At 53.8% G+C, this 18266-nt stretch carries 19 protein-coding genes; 5 read left to right on the forward strand and 14 right to left on the reverse strand.

Features of this window, described 5'->3' with window-relative positions:
• Window positions 1-26 precede the first annotated feature (26 nt).
• Window positions 27-629: a LysE family translocator gene (locus ACYP03_RS14450; RefSeq protein WP_330961336.1), complete on the reverse strand. Its 603-nt coding sequence runs from the start codon at window positions 627-629 to the stop codon at window positions 27-29.
• Between the two features lie 130 nt (window positions 630-759).
• Between ACYP03_RS14450 and ACYP03_RS14455 the strand changes: the two genes are divergently transcribed.
• The gene (locus ACYP03_RS14455) at window positions 760-2160 is read left to right on the forward strand and encodes an aminotransferase-like domain-containing protein (protein WP_459780609.1); all 1401 of its coding nucleotides are present in this window, start codon (window positions 760-762) and stop codon (window positions 2158-2160) included.
• A 24-nt stretch (window positions 2161-2184) separates the two neighbouring features.
• On the forward strand, window positions 2185-3156 hold the full coding sequence (locus ACYP03_RS14460; protein WP_459780611.1) for a hydrolase: 972 nt from the start codon (window positions 2185-2187) through the stop codon (window positions 3154-3156).
• 56 nt (window positions 3157-3212) lie between these two features.
• Here the strand turns inward: ACYP03_RS14460 and ACYP03_RS14465 are convergent, their stop codons facing one another.
• The 3 genes from ACYP03_RS14465 to ACYP03_RS14475 all read right to left on the reverse strand — a co-directional run bounded on the left by ACYP03_RS14465 (window position 3213) and on the right by ACYP03_RS14475 (window position 4868).
• A complete protein-coding gene (locus ACYP03_RS14465) occupies window positions 3213-4082 on the reverse strand; it encodes a phosphoribulokinase (RefSeq protein ID WP_036754574.1) in 870 nt (289 codons plus the stop codon).
• Between the two features lie 126 nt (window positions 4083-4208).
• On the reverse strand, window positions 4209-4430 hold the full coding sequence (locus ACYP03_RS14470) for a YheU family protein (RefSeq protein ID WP_248144396.1): 222 nt from the start codon (window positions 4428-4430) through the stop codon (window positions 4209-4211).
• 33 nt (window positions 4431-4463) lie between these two features.
• Window positions 4464-4868, reverse strand: coding sequence for an OsmC family protein (locus tag ACYP03_RS14475; protein WP_248144397.1), 405 nt, complete (start codon window positions 4866-4868; stop codon window positions 4464-4466).
• A 274-nt stretch (window positions 4869-5142) separates the two neighbouring features.
• Between ACYP03_RS14475 and crp the strand changes: the two genes are divergently transcribed.
• A complete protein-coding gene (crp, locus tag ACYP03_RS14480; protein WP_027250650.1) occupies window positions 5143-5775 on the forward strand; it encodes a cAMP-activated global transcriptional regulator CRP in 633 nt (210 codons plus the stop codon).
• 182 nt (window positions 5776-5957) lie between these two features.
• The gene (locus ACYP03_RS14485) at window positions 5958-6167 is read left to right on the forward strand and encodes a hypothetical protein (RefSeq protein ID WP_248144398.1); all 210 of its coding nucleotides are present in this window, start codon (window positions 5958-5960) and stop codon (window positions 6165-6167) included.
• A 99-nt stretch (window positions 6168-6266) separates the two neighbouring features.
• On the opposite strand, the gene ACYP03_RS14490 is transcribed toward ACYP03_RS14485, so the two are convergent.
• The 9 genes from ACYP03_RS14490 to rpe all read right to left on the reverse strand — a co-directional run bounded on the left by ACYP03_RS14490 (window position 6267) and on the right by rpe (window position 17065).
• On the reverse strand, window positions 6267-7061 hold the full coding sequence (locus tag ACYP03_RS14490) for a 2-oxoadipate dioxygenase/decarboxylase family protein (protein WP_459780614.1): 795 nt from the start codon (window positions 7059-7061) through the stop codon (window positions 6267-6269).
• Window positions 7062-7097: 36 nt separating this feature from the next.
• A complete protein-coding gene (astD, locus tag ACYP03_RS14495; RefSeq protein ID WP_248144400.1) occupies window positions 7098-8555 on the reverse strand; it encodes a succinylglutamate-semialdehyde dehydrogenase in 1458 nt (485 codons plus the stop codon).
• Window positions 8556-8572: 17 nt separating this feature from the next.
• Window positions 8573-9589 carry an arginine N-succinyltransferase gene (gene astA, locus ACYP03_RS14500; protein WP_248144401.1) on the reverse strand — a complete coding sequence of 339 codons (1017 nt, stop codon included), beginning with the start codon at window positions 9587-9589 and terminating at the stop codon, window positions 8573-8575.
• A 129-nt stretch (window positions 9590-9718) separates the two neighbouring features.
• Window positions 9719-10936 (reverse strand): aspartate aminotransferase family protein, encoded by a 1218-nt coding sequence (locus ACYP03_RS14505; RefSeq protein ID WP_248144402.1) that lies wholly within the window; start codon window positions 10934-10936, stop codon window positions 9719-9721.
• A gap of 403 nt (window positions 10937-11339) precedes the next feature.
• Complete coding sequence (locus tag ACYP03_RS14510) at window positions 11340-11915, reverse strand: aminodeoxychorismate/anthranilate synthase component II (protein WP_248144403.1); 576 nt, start codon at window positions 11913-11915, stop codon at window positions 11340-11342.
• Between the two features lie 107 nt (window positions 11916-12022).
• Entirely contained in the window at window positions 12023-14371 is a 2349-nt protein-coding gene (locus ACYP03_RS14515) for an ExeM/NucH family extracellular endonuclease (RefSeq protein WP_459780618.1), read from the reverse strand.
• Window positions 14372-14606: 235 nt separating this feature from the next.
• The gene (trpS, locus tag ACYP03_RS14520; protein ID WP_248144405.1) at window positions 14607-15611 is read right to left on the reverse strand and encodes a tryptophan--tRNA ligase; all 1005 of its coding nucleotides are present in this window, start codon (window positions 15609-15611) and stop codon (window positions 14607-14609) included.
• A 96-nt stretch (window positions 15612-15707) separates the two neighbouring features.
• Window positions 15708-16391: a phosphoglycolate phosphatase gene (locus ACYP03_RS14525; RefSeq protein ID WP_459780620.1), complete on the reverse strand. Its 684-nt coding sequence runs from the start codon at window positions 16389-16391 to the stop codon at window positions 15708-15710.
• Window positions 16388-17065, reverse strand: a complete 678-nt coding sequence (rpe, locus tag ACYP03_RS14530) for a ribulose-phosphate 3-epimerase (protein ID WP_248144407.1) — start codon at window positions 17063-17065, stop codon at window positions 16388-16390. Before rpe ends, ACYP03_RS14525 begins: the two co-directional genes overlap by 4 nt.
• 184 nt (window positions 17066-17249) lie before the next feature.
• Here rpe and ACYP03_RS14535 point away from each other — a divergent pair, with 184 nt between their 5' ends.
• Window positions 17250-17447, forward strand: a complete 198-nt coding sequence (locus tag ACYP03_RS14535; RefSeq protein WP_459780622.1) for a DUF2970 domain-containing protein — start codon at window positions 17250-17252, stop codon at window positions 17445-17447.
• Here the strand turns inward: ACYP03_RS14535 and dam are convergent.
• On the reverse strand, window positions 17425-18252 hold the full coding sequence (gene dam / locus ACYP03_RS14540) for an adenine-specific DNA-methyltransferase (RefSeq protein WP_459780624.1): 828 nt from the start codon (window positions 18250-18252) through the stop codon (window positions 17425-17427). The genes ACYP03_RS14535 and dam overlap by 23 nt on opposite strands.
• Between the last annotated feature and the right edge of the window lie 14 nt (window positions 18253-18266).

The following is an 18266-nucleotide window of genomic DNA, read 5'->3' on the forward strand; positions in this document are numbered from 1 at the left end:
CAATCAGGGTAAGGCAGGCATCTGCCTTACCAAATCATTGCCACACACCCCGCTGTCAGTGTCCCCATCGTCAGATTAAAACGCTGCCTTGCCTGAGGTTGATTCAGCCAGCGACCAATCAGCGTCCCGAATCCGGCCCAGAGCGACACACAGGGAAACCCAATCACATAAAAAACCGTCGCCACAGTCAGAGCTGAGGACCAGTAAGCCTCACCTGCAGAGGTGAAAGTGCTGATCGCAGTCACTGACATCATCCACGCCTTCGGATTCACATACTGAAACAACGCTGCGGCGACAAAAGACATCGGCCGGGCATCGTGGTCATCCACCTGAACTTGTCCGCCTGCCGTGGCGATTTTCCAGGCCAGATACAACAAATATGCGCTCCCCAACCAGCGCAGTGCCTCATGCAGAACCGGATAACGGACAAAAATCACCCCGAGCCCTGCGGCCACCAACAGAATCATACTGACCAGACCAAAACCGATCCCGAGGATGTGCGGGATCGTCCGCCAGTAGCCAAAATTCGCCCCTGAAGCGGTGACCATCATATTGTTCGGCCCCGGAGTCCCCGTCATCGTCGCAGCGAATGCCATCAGTGAAATCAAAAACTGCCATTCAATGTTCATGTTTTACTCCATGAAGATAATTCTTATTGTATCGATACAATTTAATATTGAGCTTGCATGTCAACCAAAATTAAGGTCAAAATGCAGCCTAACAAGGGGATAAATTGGAATCAAAGGATTTATTGTCACCATGACAATTGAGACAATTCAGCAAGCCTTTCTCCGGCAGAGCGAAGACGGGCGTCCGATTTACCGCCGGCTGGCCGAGGCTATCGCGCAGCAAATCGAATCCGGACAACTGGCTGCAGGCAGCAAACTGCCGACTCACCGCGCACTGGCCGATCGTCTCGGCGTGACGGTTGGCACCATCACCCGAGCGTACGCGGAAACCGAACGACGGGGGCTGGTTGAAGCCAGAGTCGGCGCCGGGACATATGTCTGCCCGCGCAACCGCCCGGACTGGGTGTTCAGCTATCCGAACCAGGCACCGGACGAATGTAATTTCGGTTATAATATTCCGCCTGCAATCGACAGATCTGCGATGATGGCCAGCGCCATGCAGACGCTGAGTCAGCATCCGGATCTGCTCAATCATCTGATGCTGTATCAGGACCCGCAAGGTCTGACGGCGCATCGTGAGGTCATCAGCCACTGGCTGAGTACACACGGCGTCCAGCTCGATCCCGCCCGGATGCATTTCACGTCCGGGGCGCAACATGCAATTCAGCTCGTTCTGTCTGTTTTTTGCCGCAGCGGCGATACCCTGCTGACCGAACAGGTGAGTTATCCCGGATTTCTCGGACTGGCCCGACAGATGCAGATGAATGTCAAAGCCGTGGAGATGGATGCAGAAGGCCTGCTCCCGGACAGTCTGGAGATAGCCTGCCGTCAGTACCAGCCGCGGATGCTGTACTGTACGCCCACCCTGCAAAACCCGACAGCGGCCACCATGAGCCGGGAACGGCGTGAAGCCATACTGGCAGTCTGCCGCCGTCATCAGGTGCTGATCATTGAAGACGATGTCAACGGCCTGTTACCGTCAGAGACACCGCCGCCTCTGGTCAATCTCGACAGCGAGCAGGTGATCCACTTCGGCAGCCTGTCCAAATGTCTGGCACCCGGCCTGCGGCTTGGCTACATCCAGGTGCCGTTAAAACATCAGACCCGACTGAACACGGCGCTACACCATCACTGCCTGATGATCAGTCCGCTGCTCAGTGCACTGGCCTGCGAATTGATCCGTCAGGGAGATGCCGACCGGACATTACAGCAGATCCGGCAAGACATGCAGCAGCGAGCCCGACTGCTCGAACGCTATCTGGAGCCGTTTCAGGTTCAGTATCAGTTACCGGGCTTCCACGCCTGGCTGACCTTGCCCGATCACTGGCGCCTGAGCGACTTCGTTGCTGCCGCTGAAGCCCGGGATGTGGTGGTCAAATCTGCTGAACTGTTCACGCCGCCGGGCAGCACAATTCAGCAGGCAGTGCGTCTGGCCATCAGTGCGCCGCACAGTCATGATAAACTTGAACAGGGTCTGGCGATTCTGGCTGAGCTGCTGACTCAGTCGCCTTACCCGGATTTCCCGCTCTGACGGTCAGAACAGCTGGAGAACACCATGAAGCACTTTCAGCCCGCAACCGGCCTGCGCAACGCACACCTGCAAACCATTCTGCCACGACTGTTCCGTCGTCAGGCCCTGTTCGAACCTCTGACGGAGCGGATTCAGACCCCGGACGATGATTTTCTCGACCTGGTCTGGACGGCCGCGCCCGAGCAGCACCCGGCACACATGCCAATCATGATCCTCTTTCACGGGCTGGAAGGCAGTTTCCACTGCCCTTATGCGCACAGTCTGCTTTTTGCGGCCAGACAGCAGGGCTGGCTGGGTGTGATGATGCATTTTCGCGGATGCAGCGGAGAAATTAACCGTCAGGCCCGGAGCTATCACTCCGGTGAAACCAGTGATGCACGTTACTTCATCGACCAGTTACGCGAACGTTTTCCGCATCATCCATTGCTGGCGGTGGGAGTTTCTCTGGGGGGTAATATGCTGGTGAACTATCTGGCTGAAACCGGCGAAGCATCCGGACTGACCGCAGCTCAGGTCATTTCTCCACCCTTGGATCTGTCAGCCTGCTCGTCCCGGATTGAACAGGGGTTTTCCCGGGTCTACCAGCGCTACCTGCTCGGTTCCATGAAGAAAAATATGCTGAAAAAAATGGCTGCGTTACCGGACCTGCTGCCCTTTCAGACCGAACAGATTGCTGGAATCGCATCGCTGCGACAGTTTGACGATACCGTCACAGCGCCACTGCATGGCTTTGCTGATGCGGCCGACTACTATCAACGTTGCAGCGGACTGGGAAAACTGGCGCAGGTACAGACCCCGTTGCGGGTGATTCATGCCGCTGACGATCCTTTCATGACGGCAGCAGTCATCCCGACACAGCCGCTGCCTGCCCATATCGAGTATCACCTGACCCAATACGGGGGCCATGTCGGTTTTATCAGCGGCAGCTGGCGCGAGCCGACTTTCTGGCTGGACCAGACCGTACCGGCCTGGTTTCAAAAAAAACTCAGGGATTAACCTGAAACAAAAAACGCCTGGCAAACCTGCACAGGCGTTTTTTCAATGAGGCCCGGTTATCCAATTTTCCCGGTATCGATCAGCTGCTGGATCAGCGGCCGCATGATCAGCTCCATCGCAAAGCTCATCTTCCCGCCCGGCACCACCAGCGTATTATGGCGCGACATAAATGAGCCCTGGATCATCGCCAGCAGATACGGGAAATCAACATTCTTGATGCCACGGAAACGGATCACCACAAAACTCTCATCCAGACTGGGGATGGCTTTCGCACTGACCGGGTTGGAGGTATCAACCGTCGGCACCCGCTGGAAGTTAATATGGGTCCGGGAAAACTGCGGAGTAATGTAATTGAGATAATCATCCATTGAACGGACGATGGACTCCATCACCGCTTCTCTGGAGTGGCCGCGATCGCGGGTATCCCGCACAATTTTCTGAATCCATTCCAGGTTCACAATCGGGACCATGCCAATCAGCAGGTCGACGTGCTGTGCAACATTAACATCGCCATCCACGACGCCGCCGTGCAGGCCTTCATAAAACAGCAGATCGGTATTTTCCGGCAGATCCTGCCAGGGTGTAAAAGTGCCCGGCATCTGGTTATAGGGCACGGCTTCATCAAACGTGTGCAGATAACGGCGGTATTTTCCGCTGCCGTCTTCACCGTACTGACGGAAAAAGTTTTCCAGCAGCGCAAAGTCATTGGCCTGCGGGCCAAAATAGCTGATGTGGCGCCCCTGCTCCTTGGCTTTGCGGATCTCCACATCCATTTCCGGACGGGTAAAACGGTGAAAACTGTCCCCTTCCAGCCATGCCGCATGGATATTCAGCATATTAAACATCTTGCGGAAAGCTTCCGAAGTGGTGGACGTTCCTGCTCCGGAGGAACCTGTTACTGCAATGATTGGGTGTTTTGCAGACATGACATACCTTGTCGTTTATCCAAACGGAATCAGTTATTAACAGGGCAAATGGATGCAGTCAAGCATCCGACCGCATCCGTCGGCGCCAGCTTCCGTTTTCTGCTGTCACCTCTGAGTATGGCAGCTTTATTCTGTGCGAAGCGAGCGACGTAGTTTGATATCCACCGTTTCGTGCAATTCGGAATACATAATCACGGCCTCTCCCGCCGCCAATTGCTGGCGCACCTTGTCCACTTTCTGCGCCAGGCTCAGCTCTTGCTCACCGTAGTCGGTGCCCTCGCGCAGGACAAAGTGTTCAATCAGGTTGGTCAGCGTTTCAGCATCGATATCTTGCCAGGGAATGATCATACAACTTACCTGATTAACCCAGATGACAACGGCTTATGCCGCGACAATCTGGTAAGAATGAGTCAGGGTCACGCCTTTGCCCAGCATCAGGCACACGGAGCAGTACTTTTCCAGTGAATCGCTGACAGCTTTGGCAACCTGAGCGTCATCGAGATGATGACCTGTGACGACAAAATGCAGATTGGCCGAGGTGAAATAACGCGGTGCCTGTTCGCGGCGCACGGAATCAATCTGTGCCTCACAGGCGGTGATCGCCTGACCGGCACTTTTCAGCGCATCGACCACGTCCACCGAGCTGCAGCCTCCGGCAGCCATCAGGACCAGTTCCATCGGGCTGGGCGCTTTACTGCCGCCGTTCCCGTCCATGACCACACTGTGGCCCGAGTTAGACTGGCCGATAAAAGTCAAATCTTCGACCCATTTCACACGTGATTGCATGCGTTACTCCTTACTACAAAAACCCGGATTTTATCACTAAGTCACAACGGTGTGATCATGTGCACAGTAAAGTGTCCAAAATGTTCATTTATCCCCGCGCAATATCAAGCAATGCATGACGAAAAAAGTTAAACTCTTGGTCTGAATGTTCACATGCGCTTGCAGCCCAGCCGTTGACTGAATATGCTAGTTGGCAAACAATAGTATTGTTCTACCCAACCCCAATGCAAGGAATGACGTTGTTGGGCAACACACTGCAGAGGAAGTTAGTAATATGGTTCCAGGTAAACCGCAAACAGATCCAACTTTGGAGTGGTTCCTTTCTCACTGCCACATTCATAAGTACCCGTCGAAGAGTACACTGATCCATGCTGGCGAGAAAGCAGAGACCCTCTACTACATTGTCAAAGGTTCCGTCGCCGTTCTGATCAAGGATGAAGAAGGTAAGGAAATGATCCTGTCTTACCTCAACCAGGGCGACTTCATTGGTGAACTGGGCCTGTTTGAAGAAGGCCAGGAGCGTACTGCCTGGGTTCGTGCGAAAACACCATGTGAAGTGGCTGAAATTTCCTTTAAGAAATTCCGTCAGCTGATCCAGGTTAATCCGGATATCCTGATGCGTCTGTCTGCACAGATGGCACGCCGTCTGCAAGTCACCAGCCAGAAAGTCGGTGACCTAGCATTCCTGGACGTGACTGGCCGTATTGCCCAGACCCTGCTGAATCTGGCAAAACAGCCGGATGCCATGACTCACCCGGACGGCATGCAGATCAAAATTACCCGTCAGGAAATCGGCCAGATTGTTGGCTGTTCCCGTGAAACCGTTGGCCGCATTCTGAAGATGCTGGAAGAGCAGAACCTGATTTCTGCCCACGGTAAAACCATCGTTGTGTACGGAACACGCTGATCACTCTCCGGTGATGCAGCCAATGTGAGTACAATAAAAAGCCGCAAGCGCGGCTTTTTTTATTTCTGCCGGGCATACCCTGTGATTACAGCTGTTTTCTCAGGACACTTCACATTTTTTCAGTTGCCTTCCATCCCTCTGTTGCTACATTTGGCGTATCAGTACTATGTGGATGTGCAGATATGGATATCGAACGTTTTGCCCCAAATGCCCAGCACAATCAGCTTCCCCCGCGCCCTGTCGTAACCAGAGGACGTTTCCTCTCTGCCTCGGTTGAAATGACAGGTTTTCAGTCTCCCCGGCAGCTCCTGGAGCAGGAAGCCTACCTGTGTCTGACCAGCCCCCCAAGTGAATCGGATGACTGGATGCAACCGCTGGATCAACAGCACTGACAAGCCCTCTCACAGCACGAGATATGGCATTCAGACACCCCAGATAAAAAAACAGCGGCCCAGAGGCCGCTGTTTAATGACAGAGCAAAGATACCTGTCTTACATATTCGTACTTTCGAAGATCTTGTCAGCCGACGCAGCCACAAAGCCCGGGTAGAGTTCCCCATTCTCCTGCAGATACCGCTTGGCAAACTCATAGAAACCGCCTGGAATTGAACGGATACCATCGGTAAAGCGGACTTCCACCCGATCAGCCATCGTTGATGACTGCTCCAGCAGCACTTCCGGACTACCTTTCACTTCACCACCCGATTCATTGATGGTGAAGCCGTTGTGGCGCAGCAGGCTGTTCACCTCTGCAACTTCCGCAAACTGCTCCAGCTGATTTACGCTGACAGTAAAATGGTTCGCACCATAACCGTGGGCAGCAACCCAACCCGCGTACTCACTTTCCTCGGCCAGCTTCTCATAGGTCGCGTAATCGAGATCCCATAAACGGCCACCGTACAGGAAAGCACCATCCTTCATTGCGCCTTCAGGAATCTGCTTCACCAGCTCACGCACGGTATTTTGCAGATCCGCCGAGCACTGTCCGACCAGCAGTTCACTGATAAAGACTTTCGGTGCAGCCGGGTTCGGATGCTCAAAGTGCTCCGCATACAGTTTCTTCTGCTCGAAATGATACGTTCCGCACGGCTTATAACCAATCGCAATGAATGGTGCAGCCAGCACATCCAGGCTCACACCCGGCAGATTGAACGTACGCAGGGCAATGTGATCGTTCAGCAAAGGCTCTTCCTCTGTCAGCAGATCGTGCACCTGAGCGGCCGAAGGGCAAAGACGGGTTGTGTAGTCCTGCCAAAGGGCATCAAACAGTTTTTCCACTCTTTCCATGTTGCGGTTCCCTCGTCAATACGGGTTAAGCAATAGTTACAGTTGGATCCCCGGAGACAGCTGAGCAGGCAGTTCGGTTGCCTCTCCTTCCATGGATGCCATTGGATACGCACAGTAGTCCGCGGCGTAGTAAGCGCTTGGGCGCAGGTTACCGGACGCACCCGGACCACCGAACGGTGCATCACCGCTGGCACCCGTCAGCTGACGGTTGCGGTTCACAACACCGGCGCGAATATGATCGATAAAGTACTGCCACTCGCTGTCGTCAGTCGAAACCAGACCGGCAGACAGGCCGTAGCGGGTGTCATTTGCCATTTCAACAGCCTGAGGCAGCTCCTGATAACGAGCCACCTGCAGCAACGGACCAAAATATTCTTCGTCCGGCAGCTCGGCAATCTTGCTCACTTCAACAATACCCGGAGTCACGATGGCGCCCTGACCACGCTCAGCTTTCAGCAGCGCTTCACCACCCATGCTCAGCAGACGTTCCTGCGCGGCAATAATGTTATCAGCCGCGACCACAGAGATTTGCGGCCCCATAAACGGCTGTGGCTCAGCAAACGGACCGTCAACTTTGATGGCCTTGGTTGCCGCAATCAGTTCAGCAATCAGCGCATCCCCTTCAGCACCTTCAGGTACATACAGGCGACGGGCACAGGTACAACGCTGACCGGCACTGATAAACGCCGACTGGATGATGGTGTAAACCGTCGATTTCAGATCGCCGTAAGCTTTGGAGATCACCATCGGGTTGTTCCCGCCCATTTCCAGTGCCAGCATCTTGCCAGGCTGACCGGCAAACTGGCGATGCAGAATGTGTCCGGTGTTCGCACTGCCGGTGAACAGCAGACCATCGATACCGGCAGATTGTGCCAGCGCTTCACCAGTGGCACGTGCGCCCTGAACCAGGTTGATCACACCAGCAGGCAGACCCGCCTGTTCCCACAGCTTGATCGTTTCTTCCGCAACTTTCGGCGTCAGATCAGACGGCTTGAAGACGACGGTGTTCCCGGCCAGCAGTGCAGGAACGATGTGACCGTTCGGCAGGTGTCCCGGGAAGTTGTATGGACCGAAAACAGCCATCACGCCCAGCGGACGGTGACGCAGCACGGCTTTGGTACCAGCCACGTCTTTTTCACGCTCGCCGGTCCGCTCGTTATATGCACGGACAGAAATCGCAATCTTGCCAACCATGGCACCGGCTTCAGTGCGGGTTTCCCACAGAGGTTTACCGGTCTCTTCCGAGATCGTGCGGGCAATGAGCTCGCTGTTGTCCTTGACCAGGGCAGCAAAGCGCTCAACAATGGCCTGACGCTCAGCCAGGCTGGTTTTGCGCCAGCTGGTCAGAGCCTCACGGGCGCTGGCAACAGCCTGCTCAACCTGCTCTGCGGTTGCGCTCTTGCCTTCCCAGATCACTTCACCACTGAATGGGTTCAGCGACTGCATCGCGTCACCCTGACCGGCTTGCCAGTTACCTGCAATCCATTGTGTCATCTTGTATTCCACCCTAGTTATTGGGCGATCAGGCGAACCTGATCCCCGTTTTTCACTTCTAACACCTTGGCCATTTCCGGAGAAATAATGGCCAGATTACGTTCACCATCCAGTGCAACTTTACCGACCGTGGCACGGAATCCGGCAAAACTGGTATTACTGATGATGTAGTTATGAGAGCTGTGGTGCTCACCAATTTCGACCGTACAACGCTGAGATGCACGGACAGATTCGATATGGCGCAGATCGCACTCAACCGTTGGGCCGGCATCAAAGAGATCCACATAGCCACGGTTGACGAAGCCTTCCGCTTCCAGCAGCTTCAGTGCCGGACGGGTGTTGTCGTGCACCTGACCGATCACCGCCTGCGCTTCTTTGCTCAGCAGGTTGACGTAAATCGGCAGTTTCGGCATCAGATCTGCAATGAACTCCTTCCGGCCAATCCCGGTCAGGTAGTCTGCTTCCGTAAACTCAATGGAGAAAAAGTGCTCTTTGAGCCACTCCCAGAACGGAGAGTTGCCATTTTCATCGGACACGCCACGCATTTCTGCAATCACAGTGTCTGCAAAGCGCTGGCGGTGCTCAGCCAGCATGAGGAAACGGCACTTGGACAGCAGTCTGCCATTCAGCCCCTGACGCCACTGCGGACGCAGGAACAGGGTGCACAGCTCACTCACACCGGTGTAATCATTACCAAATGTCAGAACCTTCAGCACTTTGTGCACGTCCAGATGTGGTGAGTTATGGACCAGTGTGCTGAGGTGATAAGTATAGAACGGGTTGTCCAGACCGACGGCCGCTTCCAGGGCTGTGGTACCGGCGATTTCACCTGTCTCAGTGTCTTCCGCCACCATGAGGTAGCCTTCCGGGCCAGGTTCAGTCACGTCTTTATGAAAGCTTTCGACTGAATGAGCGATCCGCTTACTGAGGATCTCCTCATTGACCGGCAGTGATGTGAAACCGTGGCCTGATTCTTCGGCGCACGTCATCAGTGCAGGTAAATCAGCTTTTGTAATGGGACGTATAACCAGCATCGAACTCCCTCCTGATGCAGGTAGCAACACAGGTTGCTAACTGTAAATCTGTCTTTCTCTTCTAAAAACAGCCCCGGTATTTCCGGGGCAGTTAAGCAGGGCCGGCAATCCAACCGGCCCTGATACATCTTATTTGTTGTAAAGCTTCGCGATTGCACGTTCCAGACGCGCCATCCCTTCTTCAACATCGGCTTTCTCAATCACCAGTGATGGTGTGAAACGCACAACGTTGGTGCCTGCAACCAGAACCATCAGGCCTTCTTCACCGGCAGCCAGCAGCACGTCACGTGCACGGCCCTGCCAGTCTTCGTTCAGCGCTGCACCCAGCAGCAGACCTTTACCACGCACTTCAGAGAAGATTGGGTATTGCGCATTGATTTTCTCAATGCCGTCACGGAACCACTGCTCACGCTCTTTCACGCCAGCCAGGACTTCTGGTTTGGTCACTTCTTCAACCACAGCTTCTGCTACTGCACATGCCAGCGGGTTACCGCCGTAAGTTGAACCGTGTGTACCAATTTTCAGGTGCTGTGCCAGTTCAGTGGTCGTCAGCATGGCACCAATCGGGAAACCACCGCCCAGAGACTTCGCCGTACTCAGGATATCTGGCGTAACGCCCAGACCCTGATACGCGTAGAACTCACCGGTACGACCGTTACCCGTCTGAACTTCATCAAAGATCAGCAGCGCGTTGTGCTTATCACACAGCTCGCGAACGCCCTGAATGAATTCATTCGTTGGAGAAACGATACCGCCTTCGCCCTGCAGCGGCTCCATCATGACAGCACAAGTGCGGTCAGAGATGTGCGCAGCCAGCGATTCCAGATCGTTGTAAGGCAGGTGAGTGACAGACTGAGGCTTAGGACCAAAGCCGTCAGAGTATGCCGCCTGACCACCGACAGTCACGGTGAAGAACGTACGGCCGTGGAAGCCTTGTTTGAAGGCAATGATTTCGTCTTTTTCAGGACCGAATTTGTCTGCCGCGTAACGACGCGCCAGTTTCAGTGCAGCTTCGTTCGCTTCTGCACCGGAGTTCGCAAAGAATACTTTTTCAGCAAAGCTGACTTCAGTCAGTTTTTTCGCCAGACGCAGTGCCGGCTCATTGGTCATGACGTTACTCAGGTGCCAAATCTTCTCAGACTGCTCTTTCAGCGCTGATACCATAGCCGGATGGCAATGGCCCAAGCAGCTCACCGCGATACCACCGGCGAAATCGATGTACTCACGATCATCCTGGTCCCACACACGGGCACCTTTCCCTTTCACCGGGATGATTTGCATTGGGGCATAACAAGGTACCATGACCTCATCAAAGGTTTGACGTCCTACTTTTTGTTCCGTCGCCATCATACTTTCCTTCTGTGTATATCGCTTTGCGCATAGTATTTACATAATTTTAACCGATTCCAATAGCAGAAAATGTTTTTTCCTGAGGCACAATGGCCAAAGATCCCCGCTACGGATACATATTTATGCGTGAAGTCGGAAAACTTATTAAGCCGATTTTGAGGAAAGGTGTTTTTCCCCGCAGGAATCAATGCCCCTGTACAGGATTTGGCCAACTGCATAAGATTGCGGCCTGGCAATGATGAAAAAATTTAGGTCAATGTTAAGAAAAGTGATACAGATCGCGCTTGTGAGACCGCGAAAAACGGCCAAAAACAGGCATAAGAAAGGCTAATGGGTCATTAGCCAGGCCCCGTTTGACAAGGCCTGAGCCCTTAATTGACCCGAAAATCAGAGATGAATTTCAGCGACGCAGGAAGTTAGCCAGCAACTGGTGACCCTGCTCTGTGAGAATACTTTCCGGGTGGAACTGCACCCCTTCCAGCGGCAGGGTTTTGTGAGCAATTCCCATGATCTCATCCGGCTCGCCGTCGCGTTCGGTCCAGGCCGTCACTTCAAAGCAGTCCGGCAGGGTCTCGGCCTTCACCACCAGCGAGTGATAACGGGTAACCGTCAGCGGGTTGTTCAGCCCGGCAAAGACACTGTGATTGTTGTGCGCTACGGGTGAGGTTTTTCCGTGCATGACCTGACGGGCGCGCACGACTTTGGCACCAAAAACCTGCGCCATTGCCTGATGGCCCAGACAAACGCCCAGAATCGGCAGTTTTCCGGCAAAGTATTCAATGGCAGCCAGAGAGATACCGGCATCATCCGGTGTACACGGGCCGGGAGAAATCACCAGATGGGTTGGAGACAGGGCTTCAATACCGGCCAGATCAATTTCATCATGACGGACCACCTGAACCTCGGCCCCCAGTTCGCAGAAGTACTGGTAAAGGTTGTAGGTAAAAGAGTCGTAATTATCAATGATCAACAGCATAAGTATCCCTGCCCTGAGAAAATCGGCGCCCTATTTTGCAACAGGGAGAGAGAAAGGCAAGCAGGATTCCCTCCTGCCTGCCTTATTTACTTCAGAGACGGATGGGATTAATGTTTCATCCGGCAAGATTCGCCGTTATAAACCGCCTTCAGACGACCGGTCAGACGCAGCGGCGCATAAGTACAAGGGATTTCAAAGACCCCGTAAGCAAGCACGCTCAGATTCACGGCATCACCGGCACGAATGCCCACGTGATTCAGGAACAGGTTATCTTCACGATAACGGCGCTGCTGACCCGGCATCAGCCAGAACTGCGTGCTGTCCCAGTACCAGTGGTTGAACACCGGATACACCGGGTGGAAACTCTTGTTCTTGAATGTCAGCTGGAAACCACGGTTCCCCGGCTGCGGATAACGCAGGCTCACCACCACAGGATCATGGTCAGACGCGGAGTACGGTCCTTCTGATTTGGCCAGATTGCCGGAGTACTTGCCTGAGTACTCAAACAGGGTGCTTTCAACGGAGTTGATGTGCCACTCTTCAATATCCACGACTTTGTCAGCCAGAGATGCACTCGCCAGCGCATGGTCCAGGCTGCCCAGCTCGCCGTCGTAGCTGTAGGAATAAGCCAGTTGGTCATGACCTTTGGTGGCCAGATTCACCAGACCGGCACCTTTTCCGGCTTCAACACCTTGCTCATGCAGGACTTTCCCGGCAACAGAGGTGCCGGACGCCGACATGATCTTACGCTCCGCCGCAGCCGGATCGTAGTCCGTCAGCACACGGATTGGATCTTCTTTGGCGTAGGCGTTCATGTCACCCAGAACCAGCAGGTCGCCCTCAACATCTTTCAGCGCGTCAGACAGCACCATCGCCGCAGACACACGGAAGGCATTACAGTGGCCCTGCATATCTGCCGGATCGCTGTCAAACTCACCGCTCACCCAGTCTTCATAGCAGCCCGAGCCTTTGGATTTCAGGTGGTTCACAACCACCGTCAGCGGTTTGGCGCCCGGAATCCCTTTCAGCACGAACGCCTGCATCAGGCTGTCACGCTGGTACTTGTCCAGTTGCTTTTCCTCACCCTTCGGACTGGTACCGGCCAGATGCTGTTCCGGCATGCGGATCACCTCAGCGGCTTTAGCAGGTTCTACCTTCGCCGGACGGTAAATCATCGCCACCATAATGGCATCTGAGCCAAAGAACTGGCCTTTGTTCAGATCGGCTTCCTGAATGGTGATGTAGCTGTAGTGATCCGCCGGATCCGTGAACTGCTCGTTCAGAGTCGACACCAGATTCGCCAGAGCGCTGTCGCTGCCGAAACCGTTGTTTTCCATTTCCATGATGCCGACGATATCCGCATTCATGGCCGTCAGCGCATTCACGATCTTGGTGCGCTGCAGCTGGAAATCATCCAGGGTTTTCGCACCACGGTTACAGCCTTTCTCTGAGTCTGCATCGGCCTGGTCTTTACACATCGCATTCAGCGCGCCGCCGATATCGCTGTCACTGGTAAAGAAGTTCAGTACGTTGAAACTGGCAACTTTCAGCTGAGACTCAGGAACGTCCTGAGGTGCCGTGGTGCGGTCATCCGCATGAATAAAATCTGCCGCTGAAACCGTGTTGGTTGGCAACAGGCGGTATTCACCATAGCTGTAACCAATCACACCTTCCAGATTCACAACCGTATCTCCGACGCGGATGTAGCCCTGCTCGGCATCCAGACCCGGAAAGTAAGGAATCACACCGTTAGGTGCCTTGGCGTCGGTATCAATGAACAGCTGGTTCCGGCTGTTCTGCGCGGCCAGTGCCCTGGCAGCCTCACTGCCGGCAGGATGGAGCTGGGTCGGTTTCACCAGCGGTGCGCCGTGCGACAGCACCATGTTGTTGCGGTAGGAGTCGTAGTCAAAGCCAAAGTTACGGGTGACTTTCAGGGCGCTGTCTGCATTCAGGCGAACCTGCATGCCTTCGTAGCGCTCCATCGCATCCGCCAGGTCTTCATCGGCTTTCAGGCTGATCGCAACCGGTGCAGGCTGTGCCGCCTGCCCTTCCACGACGATATTTCCCTGCTCCGCCAGAAGTTGGGTCAGGTCATAATGTTCTTTAACCTTAGCTTTCAGACAAACCGTCATACCCGGCTCAACGTCGGCTGCGACCTTGTTGCCGGTGTAAACAAAGATACCGTCAGAGGTGTCCGGGTTGCCATCACCCTCGGCATCCTGCAGGAAAAAGCCCTTATAGAGGCTCTTGGTCGTGGCAGTGACCACACCCCGGACATAGTACGCTTCATTACTGGTGTACTGGCCGTCCGGAACCATCGGACTTTTCAGGCCGTCGCCCTGAATGTCATAGATCGGGGTCAGGGTTTGCGTATCACAGCTAAAAGTGTCTGCCATGGCGTGCGCCGGGATCAGGCCCATCGCAGCGACCAGAGGCAAAAGTTGGGTTCGCAACATGTCTGCAATCCTTTACATTTATTGAGAGATATATCTAAAAAGGAATGCATTATTTAACAGAGATACATCTCATGAATGTGACAATGATTACAAATAAGCCTGATATGCACTCAGAATCTCTGTTTTAGTGATCGCTCTCTCACAAGAAATGCATGAAGTTGACGGGGAATGGACATAAAAAAAGCAGAAGGCACTGCCTTCTGCTTACATCTGTTCGCTGAAATAAAATGGACGATTAAGGACGGCCGACAAAGCCGACGGCTTCGAACACCTTCTTCAGAACCTGAGCGGCATGAGCCGATGCTTTCTCTGCACCGGTCTTCATCACCTGATCCAGGAAAGCGCGGTCTTCGCGGTATGCTTTGTAACGCGCCTGCAGAGGTTCCAGCATCGCAACAACGGCTTCCGCCGTATCTTTCTTCAGGTGACCGTACATCTTACCGGTGTATTCGGCTTCAATGTCAGCAAAGCTCTTCCCGGTTACACCAGACAGGATCCCCATCAGGTTCGAAACACCCGGCTTATTGTCCACATCAAACAGCACACGCGGCGGCTCTTCCGAGTCAGTCACCGCACGTTTGATCTTCTTGGTGATGATTTTCGGATCTTCCAGCAAACCAATCACGTTATTGCGGTTATCGTCCGACTTGGACATTTTCTTCAGCGGATCCTGCAGGCTCATCACCCGGGCACCCACCGGCGGGATATAAGGTTCAGGCACCACAAACGTATCGCCGTACAGGTTGTTGAAACGGATCGCGATGTCGCGGGCCAGTTCCAGGTGCTGCTTCTGATCGTTGCCGACCGGCACCTGATGCGCACCGTACAGCAAAATATCCGCCGCCATCAGGACCGGATAAGAAAACAGACCGGCGTTGATGTTTTCAGAATGACGCTGAGACTTGTCCTTAAACTGAGTCATCCGGTTCAGTTCACCCATCTGGGTATAGCAGTTCAGAACCCAGGCCAGCTGAGCATGCTCCGGTGCATGAGACTGAACGAAGAGCGTGCTCTTTTCAGGGCTGACGCCAACAGCCAGACACAGTGCCAGCGCATCCAGGGTTGCTTCGCGCAGCTCTGTCGGATCCTGTCGAACGGTAATTGCATGCAGGTCTACCACACAGTAGTGGCAGTTATAATCATCCTGCATTTGCTCCCACTGACGCAGCGCACCCATGTAGTTACCAATACTTAACTCACCGGAAGGCTGTACGCCACTAAATACAATGGGTTTACTCATGATGGGATATTCCTGTTTTTCCTAAACATATCCGGCAGCGACGCCATGCCGCTACCTGAAAACACTAAGAGACCAAAATTATATGCGGAACGGCTGTCAGGCGATGCTCACAACATCCAGCAGCTGACTGAACTGATTCAGTACCCGGTCCGGGTTGCTGTCGCTGATTGGCAGACCATAGTTGTAGCCGTAAGTCAGGCCGACAACATAGCACGAGGCCGCCTGGGCTGCCAGAATATCGTTGCGGGAGTCGCCGACCATCAACATCTCACTGCAACTCAGGCAATGTTTTTCCATCAGCCAGTGCAGTGCGTACGGATCCGGCTTTTTCTTCGGGAAAGTATCGCCGCCGATTACATCGACAAAATATTGGGCAATGCCATATTCTTCAAGGATATGCGGGACAAACTGAGACGGTTTGTTGGTGACAATGGCCATCGGGATCCCGGCCTGATGCAGCGTCTCCAGCGTGTGCTTCACGCCATCATACAGCACCGTCATTTTATGGCCGCCTTCGGCATAAAAACGATTAAACAGGACCAGCGCCTGCTGATGCAGCGCCGGGTCCAGCGTCGGATCGAGATCGATGCTCTGGCTCAGCGCACGGCCAATCAGAATTTCTGCACCGTTACCAATCCAGGTCTGGGTTTGTGCTTCCGTCACACCCGGCAGGCCCAAGGCCTGCATGGTTTTATCCGCAGCATCAGCCAGATCCGGCACACTGTCGAGCAACGTGCCGTCCAGATCGAACGCAATAAACTGAATACCGTCAATCTTCATCCGCGCTGCACCTTCGCCAGTTCAGCACGCATCTCATCAATCACGGCTTTGTAGTCAGGCTGACCAAAAATCGCAGAACCGGCCACGAACATGTCTGCCCCGGCTTCGGCAATTTCACGGATATTGTCGACTTTCACGCCGCCATCAATTTCCAGCCGGATCTCACGCCCCGACGCCTGAATACGCTCGCGCACCTGACGCAGTTTTTCCAGGGTATGCGGAATAAATGACTGTCCGCCAAAACCCGGGTTCACCGACATCAGCAGAATCATGTCCAGTTTGTCCATCACATGATCCAGGTAATGCAGCGGCGTTGCCGGGTTAAAGACCACACCCGCCTGACAGCCATGTTCTTTAATCAGCTGCAGGCTGCGATCCAGATGCTCTGTCGCCTCGGCATGAATTGTAATCATGGTCGCGCCGGCTTTGGCAAAGTCAGGAATGATGCGATCCACCGGCTTCACCATCAGATGCACATCAATGGGTGCGGTAATGCCATAGTCACGCAGCGCTTTACAAATGGGCGCACCAAAGGTGAGATTCGGTACGTAATGGTTATCCATCACATCAAAGTGGATAACGTCTGCACCTGCAGCCAGCACCTTTTCAACGTCTTCACCCAAACGGGCAAAATCGGCAGACAAAATGGAGGGAGCGATCAGAAAATCCGTCATGTTCAGCCTCTGTACTCAAATTGATTCCCCGGATATCACCGGGGCGGATACTGGGCAAAATTCTACCCGATCTGAACCGTGATGTCTTACCGATTTCAGCCAAGTCAGCTCGTGGAATTGGCCAGCCCGGCTATGCTATTAGGAGAGTACTTGAGGCGCAGGTTTCACTGACAGGGACAGAATCATGACTCAGACACCTCCGGCAAAAAAAAACAATGTCTTTCGCAGTGTGGCTGCCGCCATGCTCGGTGTGCAATCCGATCACAACCGGCGTCAGGATTTCAACCAGCCCAGTGCCCTGCCTTTTATCCTGGCAGGCCTGGTGGTCATCGTGATTTTTGTGGCCGTTCTGGTTGGGATTAGTCAGTTTGTGGCGGGGTAAATAGCGCCAGCAGCTCGTCGACTTTATTCCGGCCGCTGCCGTTGCGGCTGATCGTCCGTTTCACTTTCACCACAGACAAATCCGCGCCGTGGTACAGGCGGCGGGTCAGTGTGGTGTCGTGATTGGAAATCAGCACCGGAATACCGCGCTGGGTTGCCGTACTTTCAGCCACATCTGCCAAGGCTGCCTGATCATCCAGACTGAATCCGTTCCCGGCATAAGAGGTAAAATTAGCCGTTGTCGACAAAGGCGCATAAGGAGGATCGCAATAAATCACGCTGCCTTTACGAGCCCGGGAAAAAGTATGGTGGTACCCTTCGCAGATGAAGGTCGCTTTTTTGGCTTTTTCCGCAAAAAAGTACATCTCTGCTTCAGGGAAATATGGCTTCTTGTAAGAGCCGAACGGCACATTGAACCCGCCTTTTTTGTTATAGCGGCAAAGACCGTTGAAGCCATGACGGTTCAGGTAGAGAAAATACAGTGAGCGCTGGTAAGGATCCTGAGTCTTGTTAAAAGCTTCCCGGATTGCCAGATAAGCGCCTTTCTGATTGTATTCCGGGGTGAAAAAACCTTGCGCATCCTTGATATAACGCTCGGGTTCAGTTTTCACCACATTGTACAGATTGATCAGATCCGGGTTGATATCTGCCAGCAGATAATCGTCGTAATCCGTGTTAAGAAACACAGAACCCGCCCCGACAAAAGGCTCAACCAGTTTACGCGCAGGTGGCAGATGTCGTCTGATATCCTCGACCAGAGAAAACTTCCCTCCGGCCCATTTCAGAAAGGCACGCTGCTTTTTCATTCGGTTAACCTACC

It is taken from the genome of Photobacterium sp. R1, from assembly GCF_054600795.1.

What these genes read in the sequence shown, in the direction of transcription:
- ACYP03_RS14510 (WP_248144403.1), bottom strand. Translation starts at nt 11,915, where the DNA reads ATGCTGTTGATCATTGATAATTACGACTCTTTTACCTACAACCTTTAC.
- ACYP03_RS14455 (WP_459780609.1), top strand. Translation starts at nt 760, where the DNA reads ATGACAATTGAGACAATTCAGCAAGCCTTTCTCCGGCAGAGCGAAGAC.
- dam (WP_459780624.1), bottom strand. Translation starts at nt 18,252, where the DNA reads ATGAAAAAGCAGCGTGCCTTTCTGAAATGGGCCGGAGGGAAGTTTTCT.
- trpS (WP_248144405.1), bottom strand. Translation starts at nt 15,611, where the DNA reads ATGAGTAAACCCATTGTATTTAGTGGCGTACAGCCTTCCGGTGAGTTA.
- ACYP03_RS14505 (WP_248144402.1), bottom strand. Translation starts at nt 10,936, where the DNA reads ATGGCGACGGAACAAAAAGTAGGACGTCAAACCTTTGATGAGGTCATG.
- ACYP03_RS14460 (WP_459780611.1), top strand. Translation starts at nt 2,185, where the DNA reads ATGAAGCACTTTCAGCCCGCAACCGGCCTGCGCAACGCACACCTGCAA.
- ACYP03_RS14475 (WP_248144397.1), bottom strand. Translation starts at nt 4,868, where the DNA reads ATGCAATCACGTGTGAAATGGGTCGAAGATTTGACTTTTATCGGCCAG.
- ACYP03_RS14485 (WP_248144398.1), top strand. Translation starts at nt 5,958, where the DNA reads ATGGATATCGAACGTTTTGCCCCAAATGCCCAGCACAATCAGCTTCCC.
- ACYP03_RS14470 (WP_248144396.1), bottom strand. Translation starts at nt 4,430, where the DNA reads ATGATCATTCCCTGGCAAGATATCGATGCTGAAACGCTGACCAACCTG.
- rpe (WP_248144407.1), bottom strand. Translation starts at nt 17,065, where the DNA reads ATGACGGATTTTCTGATCGCTCCCTCCATTTTGTCTGCCGATTTTGCC.
- astD (WP_248144400.1), bottom strand. Translation starts at nt 8,555, where the DNA reads ATGACACAATGGATTGCAGGTAACTGGCAAGCCGGTCAGGGTGACGCG.
- crp (WP_027250650.1), top strand. Translation starts at nt 5,143, where the DNA reads ATGGTTCCAGGTAAACCGCAAACAGATCCAACTTTGGAGTGGTTCCTT.
- ACYP03_RS14490 (WP_459780614.1), bottom strand. Translation starts at nt 7,061, where the DNA reads ATGGAAAGAGTGGAAAAACTGTTTGATGCCCTTTGGCAGGACTACACA.
- ACYP03_RS14515 (WP_459780618.1), bottom strand. Translation starts at nt 14,371, where the DNA reads ATGTTGCGAACCCAACTTTTGCCTCTGGTCGCTGCGATGGGCCTGATC.
- astA (WP_248144401.1), bottom strand. Translation starts at nt 9,589, where the DNA reads ATGCTGGTTATACGTCCCATTACAAAAGCTGATTTACCTGCACTGATG.
- ACYP03_RS14465 (WP_036754574.1), bottom strand. Translation starts at nt 4,082, where the DNA reads ATGTCTGCAAAACACCCAATCATTGCAGTAACAGGTTCCTCCGGAGCA.
- ACYP03_RS14450 (WP_330961336.1), bottom strand. Translation starts at nt 629, where the DNA reads ATGAACATTGAATGGCAGTTTTTGATTTCACTGATGGCATTCGCTGCG.
- ACYP03_RS14535 (WP_459780622.1), top strand. Translation starts at nt 17,250, where the DNA reads ATGACTCAGACACCTCCGGCAAAAAAAAACAATGTCTTTCGCAGTGTG.
- ACYP03_RS14525 (WP_459780620.1), bottom strand. Translation starts at nt 16,391, where the DNA reads ATGAAGATTGACGGTATTCAGTTTATTGCGTTCGATCTGGACGGCACG.